The sequence below is a fragment of the Pseudidiomarina sp. genome, assembly GCF_048267825.1.
Classification (GTDB): Bacteria; Pseudomonadota; Gammaproteobacteria; order Enterobacterales; family Alteromonadaceae; genus Pseudidiomarina.
The window spans coordinates 108488-121048 of sequence record NZ_JBLWWR010000001.1; the positions used below are offsets into that span (position 1 = coordinate 108488).

General features: G+C 49.2%; 10 protein-coding genes and 1 pseudogene. 4 read left to right on the forward strand and 7 right to left on the reverse strand.

Going from position 1 to position 12561, the window contains the following annotated elements; all coding sequences use genetic code 11:
- Positions 1 to 13 precede the first annotated feature (13 nt).
- On the forward strand, positions 14 to 319 hold the full coding sequence (locus tag ACN0UN_RS00560) for a ComEA family DNA-binding protein (RefSeq protein WP_128351458.1): 306 nt from the start codon (positions 14 to 16) through the stop codon (positions 317 to 319).
- 8 nt (positions 320 to 327) lie between these two features.
- On the opposite strand, the gene ACN0UN_RS00565 is transcribed toward ACN0UN_RS00560, so the two are convergent.
- Complete coding sequence (locus ACN0UN_RS00565; RefSeq protein WP_417658245.1) at positions 328 to 960, reverse strand: rhomboid family intramembrane serine protease; 633 nt, start codon at positions 958 to 960, stop codon at positions 328 to 330.
- A 115-nt stretch (positions 961 to 1075) separates the two neighbouring features.
- Between ACN0UN_RS00565 and ggt the strand changes: the two genes are divergently transcribed.
- Positions 1076 to 2863 carry a gamma-glutamyltransferase gene (gene ggt / locus ACN0UN_RS00570; RefSeq protein WP_417658246.1) on the forward strand — a complete coding sequence of 596 codons (1788 nt, stop codon included), beginning with the start codon at positions 1076 to 1078 and terminating at the stop codon, positions 2861 to 2863.
- A 16-nt stretch (positions 2864 to 2879) separates the two neighbouring features.
- Here ggt and msrB read toward each other — a convergent pair.
- From msrB to metG, 4 genes and pseudogenes are all read right to left on the reverse strand, one after another.
- Positions 2880 to 3296 (reverse strand): annotated as a pseudogene (gene msrB / locus ACN0UN_RS00575) (peptide-methionine (R)-S-oxide reductase MsrB); the annotation flags it as partial.
- Positions 3297 to 3334: 38 nt separating this feature from the next.
- The gene (locus ACN0UN_RS00580; protein WP_417658247.1) at positions 3335 to 3709 is read right to left on the reverse strand and encodes a histidine triad nucleotide-binding protein; all 375 of its coding nucleotides are present in this window, start codon (positions 3707 to 3709) and stop codon (positions 3335 to 3337) included.
- A 61-nt stretch (positions 3710 to 3770) separates the two neighbouring features.
- The gene (locus ACN0UN_RS00585) at positions 3771 to 4961 is read right to left on the reverse strand and encodes a class I SAM-dependent rRNA methyltransferase (protein WP_417658248.1); all 1191 of its coding nucleotides are present in this window, start codon (positions 4959 to 4961) and stop codon (positions 3771 to 3773) included.
- Positions 4961 to 6991, reverse strand: coding sequence for a methionine--tRNA ligase (metG, locus tag ACN0UN_RS00590; RefSeq protein WP_417658249.1), 2031 nt, complete (start codon positions 6989 to 6991; stop codon positions 4961 to 4963). The genes ACN0UN_RS00585 and metG overlap by 1 nt, the downstream gene beginning before the upstream one ends.
- Before the next feature lie 117 nt (positions 6992 to 7108).
- Here metG and apbC point away from each other — a divergent pair, with 117 nt between their 5' ends.
- Both apbC and dcd read left to right on the forward strand, forming a co-directional pair.
- Positions 7109 to 8191, forward strand: coding sequence for an iron-sulfur cluster carrier protein ApbC (apbC, locus tag ACN0UN_RS00595; RefSeq protein WP_417658250.1), 1083 nt, complete (start codon positions 7109 to 7111; stop codon positions 8189 to 8191).
- Positions 8192 to 8217: 26 nt separating this feature from the next.
- Complete coding sequence (gene dcd, locus ACN0UN_RS00600; protein WP_417658251.1) at positions 8218 to 8808, forward strand: dCTP deaminase; 591 nt, start codon at positions 8218 to 8220, stop codon at positions 8806 to 8808.
- A 12-nt stretch (positions 8809 to 8820) separates the two neighbouring features.
- On the opposite strand, the gene ACN0UN_RS00605 is transcribed toward dcd, so the two are convergent.
- Both ACN0UN_RS00605 and ACN0UN_RS00610 read right to left on the reverse strand, forming a co-directional pair.
- Positions 8821 to 11472 carry a M14 family metallopeptidase gene (locus tag ACN0UN_RS00605; protein WP_417658252.1) on the reverse strand — a complete coding sequence of 884 codons (2652 nt, stop codon included), beginning with the start codon at positions 11470 to 11472 and terminating at the stop codon, positions 8821 to 8823.
- Between the two features lie 9 nt (positions 11473 to 11481).
- The gene (locus ACN0UN_RS00610) at positions 11482 to 12411 is read right to left on the reverse strand and encodes a gluconeogenesis factor YvcK family protein (RefSeq protein ID WP_417658253.1); all 930 of its coding nucleotides are present in this window, start codon (positions 12409 to 12411) and stop codon (positions 11482 to 11484) included.
- Positions 12412 to 12561: the final 150 nt, after the last annotated feature.

Consider the following 12561-nt stretch of genomic DNA (forward strand, 5'->3'; position numbering starts at 1 on the left):
TTAGGAGAGTGTTATGTTACGGAAGACATTAATTTTTGCTTCAATGTTATCGCCGCTGGTACTGATTTCACCATTACAAGCAGCCCCTTTAATTGCCGCTCCTGTGCAGTCGGTAAGCCAAGTTAACCCAATAAACATCAATACAGCCGATGCTGAACAGCTGGCTTATGGGTTAACAGGCGTTGGCATTAAGCGTGCCAAAGACATTATCGAGTTGCGCAATCAATTGGGTCAATTCACTGACATCAACCAATTGATGCAAGTGAAAGGAATTGGTCCGCGTATGCTTGATTTAAACAAAGAGCGTATTGTGCTGTAACCAGGTTTTTAGTCGTTGGGTGGTGTTGACGCGTCTGGTTTCGGTTGTGCTGCAATTGAAGCCAGGCGTTTTCTATGTAAGCGCCATGCAATAATACCTCCGAGTAAGCCACCTAAATGAATATACCCAAATTCGTCGCCTGCGCTTAACAGTACGCTGCTGTGCATGAGATTAAATATTTCCAATAGAACCTTGAGGCTCAATAGGCCGATTGCTAACGGTGGCAGCCAATCAGTTTTGGCGTAACCTTGTTTTGACCATTCCAACAGCAAGCTCGTTAATAATAACCCGTGAATCAGCCCCGATAGGCCAACAAAGTGCTCCGGTACACCAACAAGCCAAACGGTGACAACACAGACCAACGCAATGATGGCGAGAGCATTGAACCAAGTGCGCACAGTAAAATGCTGGGCAAATAAACCCGTGACAATGAGTAACCCCACTGCATTGTAAATGGCGTGCGTTGCGTCGAGATGAAACACATGTGCGGTGAGAATTCTCCATGGCTGCTGCCAGACCTCTGAGCGTGCATAGTCATACTGGTTCAATAGCGAGCCAGCTTCAAGTTGGTAGTAGGGCAACCACAGTGCAATTGTGGCGATAACCAGCGCACAAATAATAACTTGAAGGCGTTCTGACATGCGTATCCTCTGGGATTTATCGTTGTTCAATAGCGTGAGTCTACGTATGATAGATGGTTATGACTTTCGCTGTAAACGTTCGCGTTATATTTTGCCGTGTATAAGGATAATAACAATGCGCTACATGTTGTTTTTCGTTTTGTTCGTGCTTTCTACTGCACTCTTTGGGTGCACTGAACAAGCAGCGCACCCCGAACCAAAAACAGAATTCAAATCAGAAACAGAAAATACTGCAACTGACCCAGAGGCTGCCACTGGCTTTACCGAGAAGTCCGGCGTGTATGCAACCCAACATATGGCCGCTGCAGCCACGCCTGCCGCCGCTAAAGCGGGTGAGCAGATACTTGCGGCAGGTGGTAGCGCTATTGATGCGGGCGTTGCTGTGCAAGCGATGCTTGGGCTAACTGAACCGCAATCGTCGGGGCTAGGCGGTGGTGGGTTTATTTTGTATTGGCATGCTGCTGATCAGAAACTTTATACTATTGATGCGCGCGAAACGGCACCTTTAAGTGCAACCCCTGCGTTGTTTTTAGATGCACAAGGCCAACCGCCAGAAAGTTTTATGGATGCGGTAACTGGCGGGCGCTCTGTGGGTACCCCAGGGATTGTTCGTGGGCTTGAGTTGGCGCATGCGCAATGGGGTAAATTACCTTGGCAGAACCTATTCGCCAGCTCTATTGATGCTGCCGAGAATGGATTTGTTGTATCGCAACGACTGCAACGTTTGCTTGAGTTGGAACTTAGTCCGGGTCTGCTGGCGATGGCACCAGGTAAAGACTATTTTTATCCAAATGGTGAGCCCTTAGTGGCTGGAACTATTAAGAAGAACCCGGAATATGCGCATACGCTTCGCTTGATTGCGGCCAATGGCGCGGATGGTTTTTATCAGGGCCCCGTTGCGGATGCAATCGTTGATGCGGTACAGAACGCGCCATTAAACCCCGGTAAATTAACGCACGATGATCTCATGCAATATCGCGCGAAGTTGCGTGAACCAGTCTGTGCTGAGTATCGCGTGTATGAGGTTTGCGGTATGGGGCCACCGAGCTCGGGCGGCATTACCGTGCTGCAGATTCTCGGCATCTTAGAAAACTTCCCAGTAGGGCAATGGGCGGTTAACTCTGAAAATGCGGTGCATCATTTTACCCAAGCTTCACGCTTGGCATTCGCCGATCGTAATCGGTACATTGCCGATAACGATTTCGTTGATGTACCGATTAACGCGATGCTCGACAAGCGCTACTTGAGTGAACGTGCGCAGCTAATTAGCACGCGTGATATGGGCGCGGCTGAAGCAGGCGTGTTCACAGAACACACTTACGCCGACGATCAATCGCCCGAGTTACCGAATACCACCCACGTGAGTATTGTGGATGCGGATGGCAACGTTTTTTCAATGACAGCCAGTATTGAAATGGGCTTTGGTTCAGGTGTGATGGCGGCCGGTTTTTTACTGAATAACCAACTCACTGACTTTTCAATTGTTCCTGAAGTTGACGGAAAACCCGTCGCAAATCGGGTTGAATCAGGCAAGCGGCCACGCAGTTCAATGTCGCCAATGATCGTGTTTAATGACGAAGGGCAACCGCTACACGCTTTAGGTTCACCCGGCGGAGCGCGCATCATCGATTATGTTGCGCAGACATTGGTTGCACTATTAGACTGGAATCTCGATATGCAGGCAGCTATCGATTTACCGCACGCGACGAATTTAAACGGGGCGACCAGCTTGGAGCGCAATACTGAAATAGAGGGGTTAGCCGAAGCATTGCGCCAGCGAGGGCATCAGGTGCGCGTACAAGACTTAAATAGCGGCCTGCATGGCATTAGCTTGCTGTCCGATGGGCGCTTGTATGGTGGCGCCGACCCGCGTCGGGAAGGTATTGCTGCCGGCAATAAGTAAACTAAGGCAGGATCGTTCACTGAATGTGAGCGATCCAGTCGCCATAACCGCGCGCTTCCATCTCTTCAAGTGGAATGAATTCTACTGCAGCGGAATTCACGCAATGCCGTGTACCCAAAGGGAGTGGGCCGTCGTCAAACACATGCCCTAAATGAGAATCAGCCTGAGCACTGCGAATTTCCGTACGAACCATGCCGAACTTCCGATCATCTTTCGTAGCAACTGCGTTCTCACTAATGGTTTTGGTGAAACTCGGCCAGCCGCAACTTGAATCAAATTTGTCGTTAGACGAGTAGAGCGGCTCACCGCTAACCACATCAACATAAATTCCGCGCCGATGTTCGTTCCAGTAAGCATTTTGGAAAGGCGGTTCGGTGCCATCCTGCTGCGTAACATAGTACTGCATTTCAGAAAGACGTTGCTTTAATTCCGCCGCACTAGGCTTTTTGAATGGTGGACGTGCCATAATGGCTAACCTAATTGTTTAGGGCGGTTATTGGCGAACGGCGGCCAGCCCATTGTTACACCAGCCAGCAAGTGGAGGTGAATATGGTACACCGATTGCCCACCGTCTTCGTTGCAGTTCATAACGACACGATAGCCGTCTTTGGCAAACCCAAATTGCTGCGCTAAACGCGCGGCAACGATATACAGGTGGCCAACCAGCTCACGATCATGTTCTTCAAGATCATTGATGGTTGCAATGCGTTGCTTGGGAATAATCAGCAAATGCACGGGTGCTTGCGGGTTAATGTCTTTGAACGCCAAGCTGAGTTCGTCTTCATAAACAATCTCAGCCGGAATTTCTTTCGCGATGATTTTATCGAAGATTGTTGCTGTGCTCATGCTAAACCACCTTATTGCGAGATATTTCGTGAGTCATTATATACAAACAATACTAACGGACTCAGCCGCGAAGTACCAAACCCTTTAAATAAAGCGATTCGGGAAAGTTGGTACGCACAGGGTGGTCAGCACCCTGAAATAAATGCTCAATAATATGCAACGGACGCTTGGCATCCAGCGCTGCGTCAGCCACTACTTTTTGAAATAAATCACCGGATAACAGGCCTGAGCATGAAAACGTGAAGAGGGTGCCACCAGGCTTCAGGATCATACAAGCAAGCCGATTAATGTCTTTGTAGCCACGACATGCGCGGGTTAAGTTCGCTTTGCTATCAACAAATTTTGGTGGGTCAAGCACGATAACATCAAATTTCTGACCAGACTGATGAAAGCTGCGTAGTGCCTCAAATACATCTTCCTGGCGGTTAACCAAGTTTGCCACAGGCAAGTTATTGCGCTCATGATTGAGTGTTGCTTGCGCAAGTGCCGGTGCTGAAACGTCAAGGTTAACGACTTCTTCTGCACCCGCTGCAGCCGCATACAAACCAAAGCCGCCGGTATAACTAAAAGCATTGAGCACGCGTTTGCCCTGCACATACTTTTGAATGGCAGCACGACTGTCGCGTTGATCAAGGTAGTAGCCGGTTTTGTGACCGGATTGAATGTCGACACCGAGCTGTAAGCCGTTTTCTTCTATCCACAACGTAGCAGGGGGAAGTTCACCATCGGCGCTATACAAAACCTGAACCAGCGGCTCTAAGCCTTCTTTGCGGCGCACGTCAACATCAGAGCGTTCATAAATATTGCATTGCGGAAAGTGAGCACGCAACGCTGCAACGATGGCATCGCGCCAATACTCAGCGCCAGTACTCAATAACTGACACACCAACCAGTTGTCGTACTTATCGATTGTGACACCTGGCAGTTCGTCGGCTTCGGCGGCGACTACACGATAGGCGTTGCTATTTATTTGCAGGCCATCACGTAATGCTTTTGCACCGGCGATGCGCTTATTGAAAAAGTCCGCATTGATGGTTTCGCCTTGATTAAAGCTCCATACGCGCGCCCGGATTTGCGATTGTGGCGACCAGGCGGCATAGCCTAACCAATCACCTTCTGCACTATGAATGGATACCGTTTCACCGGCATTCGGTTGGCCTTTTACGCGAGCGATTGCGCCGCTAAACACCCACGGGTGCAAGCGACGTAGCGATTTTTCTTTTCCTGCATGCAGGTGAACGGTGGCAACCATTATTTGACACGCATCCCTGGTTTAGCACCATCGTGCGGGTTGAGAATATAGAGCTCTTCGCCGCCAGGGCCAGCTGCAAGCACCATGCCTTCTGACATGCCAAAACGCATTTTGCGCGGGGCGAGGTTGGCAACCATGACGGTGTGTTGGCCAATAAGCTTGTCTGGATCATAGGCAGACTTGATGCCAGCAAACACTTGGCGTGTTTCCCCACCTATATCGAGCGTTAATTTTAGCAGTTTATCGGCGCCTTCAACGTGTTCAGCGTTGGCAATACGTGCAATGCGCAAGTCAATTTTAGCGAAATCGTCAAAGCTGATTTCGGCGCTGATTGGGTCGCGCTCTAGTTCGCCGTTGCTGGTAACGGCTGGAGCTGTCTCGTTTTGTGCTTTTGAGTCATCAATCATAGCGTTTACTTTATCCATTTCAATACGTTGTAAGAGCGCTTTAAATGGGCTAATACTGTGGCCCAATAAAGTTTCCTGATGGCTTTCCCAGGTGAATGAGTCATTCAAAAATGTTTGAACGCGCTCAGCTAAGGCTGGCACCACTGGGGTGAGGTAAATCATGAGCAGGCGGAATAAATTGATGCCAATTGAACAAATCTCATGTACTTCCGCAGCTTTGGTTGGGTCTTTAATCAATTGCCATGGTTCTTTTTCGGCAATATAGAAGTTCGCTTTATCTGCAAGCGCCATAATGTCGCGCATGGCTTTTGAAAATTCACGTTTTTCGTAAGCTTGGGCAAAACCTTCGCCGGCAGCTTTGAATTCATCAATCAGGCTCGTGTCGGTAATTGTATCCGCCAGTTTGCCATCGAATTTTTTACTAATAAATCCAGCACAACGGCTGGCGATATTGACCACTTTACCCACCAAATCAGCGTTCACGCGCTGGGCAAAGTCGGTGAGATTAAGATCAAGGTCGTCGATACGATTGGTCAGCTTGGCTGCAAAATAGTAACGCAGATAATCGGGATCAAGATGATCCAGATAGGTGCGAGCCATAACGAAGGTGCCTTTCGATTTCGACATTTTGGTGCCGTTCACGGTAATAAACCCATGCGCCCATACATTGGTTGGCTGACGGAAGTCAGCGCCCTTGAGCATGGCTGGCCAAAATAGGCTGTGGAAATAGATGATGTCTTTACCAATAAAATGATAAAGCTCTGCATCACTACCAACCTGCCAGTAACTGTCGAAATCAGCTTTGCCTGTGGTGTTGCAATAGTGCTTGAAGCTGCCCATGTAGCCAATCGGCGCGTCTAACCAGACGTAAAAATATTTGCCGGGTGCATCGGGAATTTCAAAGCCAAAATAAGGCGCATCACGGCTGATGTCCCACATTTGCAAACCTGATTCAAACCATTCATTAAGTTTGTTTGCCATTTCGTCTTGCAATGAACCGGAGCGGGTCCATTCTTTGAGCATTTGTTCAAATGCTGGCAAATCAAAAAAGTAATGTTCAGACTGGCGCAGCTCGGGTGTGGCACCCGACACAGCAGATTTAGGGTTCTTTAGTTCGGTTGGTGCATAAGTCGCGCCGCACACGTCACAGTTGTCGCCGTATTGGTCTTCAGCACCACATTTCGGACAGCTGCCTTTTACGAAACGATCAGGCAGAAACATCTCTTTTTCTGGGTCGAATAGCTGTTCGATGGTTTTGGTTTTAATGTAACCATGATCACGCAAGCGGGTGTAGATGAGTTCAGCCAGCTCGCGATTTTCATCACTGTGCGTTGAATGGTAGTGATCAAACGCAACATGGAAGTCAGCAAAGTCCGCTTGGTGAGCAGCGTTCATTTCGGCAATCATTTGCTCCGGCGCAATACCAAGTTGCTGCGCTTTAAGCATAATAGGGGTGCCGTGTGCATCATCAGCACACACATAGTGGCATTCATGGCCACGAAGTTTTTGGAAGCGCACCCAAATGTCAGCTTGTATATAGCCCAACATATGGCCGATATGAATCGGGCCATTGGCGTATGGCAGTGCGTTAGTCACCAGTATTTTGCGGGTTGCTGTCGGCATGAATTTATCCATTAATTCCGAGTTGCTGAAAGCCTTGAAGTGTACCTGAATCAGCGCTGGCAATCCAGCCGAACTAGCCGTATCATGCGGGGTTCATGCCAGTTGCGGGAGAAATTAATGTTTGGTCGTTTCAAAAAATCCAAAAGCCCCGACACCGCTACACCGAAGTCGAACGCGCCCCAAATTACGGAACAGGCACTTACTGCTGCACTGGAACGTGTGCATCTGCCTGAATGGACAGCACCTATTCCAGCTAGCTGGGTGAGTATCGACGCCGAAAATGCGACGTTAACCTTACCCTTCGCAGCGGATGAGCGTGTGCTCGAACCGTTGCGTGCCGATGCCGATTTAGGCCAGTTCAAATGGCAGCTAAAATTAGCAATCGAAAAACTTCCGAATTCCCAACCCGAGTTGCCGATGACCTTCGGAAACGTGATTGTGATCTCTTCCGGAAAAGGTGGTGTGGGTAAGTCGTCTGTCAGCGTGCAGTTGGCGCTGGCGTTGCAACAGCTTGGTGCCAATGTCGGTATTTTGGACGCGGATGTTTACGGTCCGTCGCTGCCCACTATGCTGGGCGGGCAAGAGCAAAAGTTGGAAATTAACGCCCAGCAAAAAATGATCCCGCATCAGCGGCACGGTATTTGGGCAAGCTCGTTAGGCTACCTCACGGATACCAAAGACGCAGCAATTTGGCGTGGTCCGATGGCGAGCGCTGCGTTACAACAATTATTCCGCGACACCAAGTGGCCGCGACTCGACTACCTGATTGTTGATATGCCACCAGGTACCGGTGATATTCAGCTTACTTTTGCACAAAAACTTCCGATTACTGGCGCAGTAATTGTCACCACCCCGCAAACGGTCGCGCTGGCTGATGCTGAAAAGGGCATTACCATGTTCCGTAAAGTTGGAGTGCCAATTACCGGTTTGTTGGAAAATATGAGTTACTATCAGTGTAGTCAATGCGGACATCAAGATGCTATCTTCGGTGTTGATGGTGGCGTTCGCGTTGCTGAGCGTGAGCACGTGCCGTTGTTAGGGCAGTGGCCTTTAGATGCACGCATACGTGCTGGTCTTGACGAAGGTAAGCCACTCGTTGCCGCGCAACCCGATGCGCCATTAAGCAAGTTGATGAAAGACAGTGCCTATAAATTGGCAGTAGAGCTTTATCGCCAAGCCTACAAAAAGCGCACAGCTTAGAATAATAACAAGGAGAATTTGTCCTCATGCGTTTAACGGATGGTCAAATAGAAGAATACCTCGACGATGGTCGCATCGGGTTAGAGCCTCGACCGCTGTCGGAAGATATTAGCGGGGTAACGGTTGATATCCATTTAGGAAATGAGTTTAGGGTGCTGCAGGACCATGCGGCGGCCTTCATTGATATCAGCGGGCCTCGCGAAGAAATTGATAGCGCGATTAAATCGGTTATGAGTGATGCGATTGTTTTAACCCCTGATCAAGCCTTCTTCATTCATCCTGGTGAATTTGCTTTGGCAGTAACGCACGAGTCGGTAACCCTACCAGCGAATATGGTGGGTTGGCTCGATGGTCGGTCATCGTTGGCACGTCTGGGCTTGATGGTACACGTAACAGCGCACCGGATTGATCCGGGCTGGTCAGGGCAGGTGGTATTGGAGTTCTTTAATAGCGGAAAGTTACCATTAGCATTGCGCCCACTCATGAAAATTGGTGCGTTGAGCTTTGAATTACTTGATAAAGATTGTTTGCGCCCTTACAGCAAGCGTAAAGACGCAAAATATAAAGATCAGCGCGGCGCCGTTGCATCGCGCATTGGCGCCGACAAAGAAACCTAACCTAAAACACGATTAACGCAGTGGTGTCGCGTGAGCGGCACCACCGAATATTGCGTTCAACAGCAACACATTTAAACCATCCAAATATGCGCGATAAGTTGGTTCTTGGGTAAAGCTAATGACCATACCTTTCTGACGCGGTTGCCACATTAAGTAAGGCTTATATTGCAACTGCTTCTTGTTCTCGGCCCACAAGTAGCCACTGGCTAAAACGTCTTCTGAATAGCTCACAATGTTACGTCCATGCTCAATGCTGAGCGGGCGATAGATTTGATTGCCAACCGTAATGCTCACTAAGTTTGGTTTCACACCAGCGCTCAACCAATGTTCTTGGTCCACATCGAGATTGGTCAGAACACCTGATGTCCAGTACGGATCAGCAGCATCTGGCGTAATGTAGTGCATGAGTTGTTCTTTGGACTCAATAACCAAACCATCAACACGCTTTTCGGTACCGTGCCCTTGAGGGTCTTCGCTAATGACACGCTCAAGTGCGCTGCTTAACAAGTCACCTTCAACGGCCCACTGGGTTGCATTACCAAGCGTGATTAACACACCGCCGCGTTCAACCCATTTGGTGATGTTCTCGTTACCTTGCTCACCAAATGCCGCATCCAATTTACCGTACACACTCGGTACAATCAGTACTTGGTAATGCGAGAGGTCGGCTGCAGAGAGCTGCTTCGCCCGCATTGCGGTGACTGGATAACCGAATTGTTGCTCAAGTACAAAACGGGTGTGTCCAGCGTTGAGGCTCGATACCGGTTCGTCCCACAGCATCGCAATATTCGGCGCGTGAACACGCTTGGTATTGTTTGAACCGAAACTTGGGCCGTCTGTTACCCAACTGCTGTCGACACCAATTACGGTTGCACCAGTGGTGGCCGCCATTTGTTCAATGTTGGACGCCAGCTCTGGGTTCTCGGCAAGAGTCAGAACCAAGCTACCGGCAGGGTAGCGTTGTCCACTTTTATGGGTGAACGCCATGTCGGCACGTTTTACGGTATTGCCAGCACGCAAAGCGGCAGTCAGGAAACGGCCAGCGTTCATGTCGCCCCATGGCACAATGTACGCGACTTGCGCGTCTTTATTGATAACTTTACCCGGCTTAATTAGGTCGCGTGAAGCCACCATACTGTCGGCGCGAGGAACCCGGTTACACGTTTGGTATTCAAGATTAAACATGAGCGGTAACGACCAAGCCGTTACATCGTATATTTCATCGGGTAAGTTATTGGCGCGGCGACGCTCTTGCTCAGCAATAAAATCGTCGTCCATAGCAATTTCCTGGTCTAATAACGTGCGAACCATATAGTGAGCTGGTTGCGCGGAATCGACCCAGAAACTACCAGCAGGGTAGTCAACCCCACACACATTAAAGGCTTCGGTGGCCTGTTGAACTTCAACGCCGTGGCGGGTTAACAAGCCTGAAAGCCGTTGGGTACCCGCTGCATCGTTTTGACCAGAGAACAGATAAACACGCTTTTTGCTTTCTTTGCCTAATTCGATGCCTTGCTCGCGGTAGTTCCAGAAGTTTTGCAGCAATTGTTGACGTTGCTGTGCAACACTTTCAATGGTTGCCATGGAAGCAACGAAGTGACGTTGAACACCATCACCGTAGGTTAAGATTTCGCCGTCTTTGGTACGAAATACGTGACCACGGGCAGAAGCCATTTCGTAAGTCATGGAAATGCTGCCGTGATAAAGTGGCCAACTGGCGCCATAGCCAGGATAAAATGCATCAAAAATTTCACGGGTGAAATAGTCATAGCCGCGTTGATCGAACCAACGCCCATTGTTTTCGCCAATGGCCCATAAAGTTTCACGTTGTTTCGGCGTTATTAATGGGTTGTACGGGTCTGCTTCAGGTGTGAAGTAGTAACTGGTATCACCACCCATCTCGTGTAAATCAACAAAGACCAGTGGCATGTTTTCGAGTAACGCATCTACTTGACCACTGATTTCCGGTTGCGTTAACGCTAGCCAATCACGGTTAAGATCAAATAAGTAGTGGTTTGAGCGACCGCTAGGCCATGGCTCGTTGTGTTCAGCTGAGTTGCGATCAGCACTGTGCTCAAGCCCAGTCGTCATGTAATAGCGCGACACAAAACGCGAGCGGCCATCAGGGTTTTGCACAGGATCAATGAACACCATGGCGTTATCGAGATAACTTCTGGTCGCTTCGTCGGTGGCAGCAACCAAGTGGTATGCAGTTAACATAGCGGCTTCAGGCGAAGATATTTCGTTACCATGCACGCCATAAGACAGCCAAACGCTTGCTGGCAGGGTTTTAATGAGATTCTGTGCGGTTGATGCTTTGGTTGAGTCAGCAGCGCTCAGTTGTTTCATGCCTTGCTGATATTCTGCAAAATTGGCAATGTGGGTTGGGTTTGAAATCACGACATAGTAGAGGTTACGGCCTTCCCATGATTTGCCATAGTATTCAAGCTTTACGCGATCGGGGTAGCTTTGTGCTAATTGTTTAAAATAGCCTTCAATGGCATCGGGGCTACTGATACGTGAACCCGCAGGATATCCGAGCGCCTGTTCTAAGGTAGGTACGGTTTTGTCGTAAATGACATCAAGCCCGAGCGACTGTGCTTGAGCCGGGAGTTGTAGGGCTGCCAAAACACAAGAGGCAGCAATTAACTGTTTAAAACGCATAGAGATTCCTTAACTAAAGTGCGTTACTGCAGCATTGAGCGCTGCAAGTAATGAATTCGGTTCATGGCGTTGCGGTGCTTCGGTAGCAGCATTTACGTGGTTAAACACCGGCATATTGAGTTGTTGGTCGGGGTGATTTGTTATCACCGCATCAACTAACGGCATGCCGAGCTGTTCCGTCATCCACTGCAAGCGCTGACTGACAGATAGTTCGCCCGCCGGACTATTTTCCGCAGCCAGATTATCAATAAATATGACCGGTGCTTTGCTATCTGCGATGGTTTGCGCGAATTCGTCCACCAACAGCGGCGGCATTACTGAAGTTAGAAAACTACCTGGGCCTAAAATGATAAGTTCGCTGCGGCGAATGTGGGCTAGCGCCTCGGGTGTTGCGGTTACGGGGTGCGACAAGGCGAGTTTTTGGGGCATATGCAGCAACCCATCAACATGTAATTCACCAAAACATTCCAGCCCGTCATGTGTCGCTGCGACCAAATCTACCGGCATTTCTGACATGGGTAACAAGCGGGTATTGATATTCAACAACCGACTCAGCAATTGAATTCCGTCTAACGGCCGCGCACTCACTTGATCAAGCGTGTACAGCAATAGATTGCCCAAGTTGTGGCCGTGTAACTCATGTTCTGAGGAAAAACGATAATTGAGCACGTCTGCCGCCAAAGGGTGCTGAGCCAGTTGGGACAGGCAGTTTCGAATGTCACCCCAGGCGATACATTCGTGACTACGGCGTAACATACCGCTGGCACCACCATCATCCGTTGTGGCCACGATGCCAATTAATCGGCGCTCTAAAAAAGCGAGCGTGGACAATACGCGGCCAAGCCCGTGACCACCGCCAATAGCAGTTACGCAACGCAATTTCGATATAGCATGTGGAGCAGGGCGCAGCGACGTAAGCTCTGCGTTTTGTTGGGTCATGTTGTCTTCATGTTGGCTTTATCAATTGGGCTACTTTAAGCTGGATTCCGAACACAATCAATGATTCTGGTAGCTCGTACATCGAATTTAACATGAATGCACGTTTCGCCATCAAAGCAGGTAAAGGGCAAGTAAAAGTCTTATCTAGCG

Bases quoted from the DNA above. Each gene is read 5' to 3' on its own strand.
- ACN0UN_RS00565 (WP_417658245.1), bottom strand. From the start codon at position 960: ATGTCAGAACGCCTTCAAGTTATTATTTGTGCGCTGGTTATCGCCACA.
- ACN0UN_RS00610 (WP_417658253.1), bottom strand. From the start codon at position 12,411: ATGACCCAACAAAACGCAGAGCTTACGTCGCTGCGCCCTGCTCCACAT.
- ACN0UN_RS00585 (WP_417658248.1), bottom strand. From the start codon at position 4,961: ATGGTTGCCACCGTTCACCTGCATGCAGGAAAAGAAAAATCGCTACGT.
- ACN0UN_RS00605 (WP_417658252.1), bottom strand. From the start codon at position 11,472: ATGCGTTTTAAACAGTTAATTGCTGCCTCTTGTGTTTTGGCAGCCCTA.
- ggt (WP_417658246.1), top strand. From the start codon at position 1,076: ATGCGCTACATGTTGTTTTTCGTTTTGTTCGTGCTTTCTACTGCACTC.
- apbC (WP_417658250.1), top strand. From the start codon at position 7,109: ATGTTTGGTCGTTTCAAAAAATCCAAAAGCCCCGACACCGCTACACCG.
- ACN0UN_RS00560 (WP_128351458.1), top strand. From the start codon at position 14: ATGTTACGGAAGACATTAATTTTTGCTTCAATGTTATCGCCGCTGGTA.
- metG (WP_417658249.1), bottom strand. From the start codon at position 6,991: ATGCCGACAGCAACCCGCAAAATACTGGTGACTAACGCACTGCCATAC.
- ACN0UN_RS00580 (WP_417658247.1), bottom strand. From the start codon at position 3,709: ATGAGCACAGCAACAATCTTCGATAAAATCATCGCGAAAGAAATTCCG.
- dcd (WP_417658251.1), top strand. From the start codon at position 8,218: ATGCGTTTAACGGATGGTCAAATAGAAGAATACCTCGACGATGGTCGC.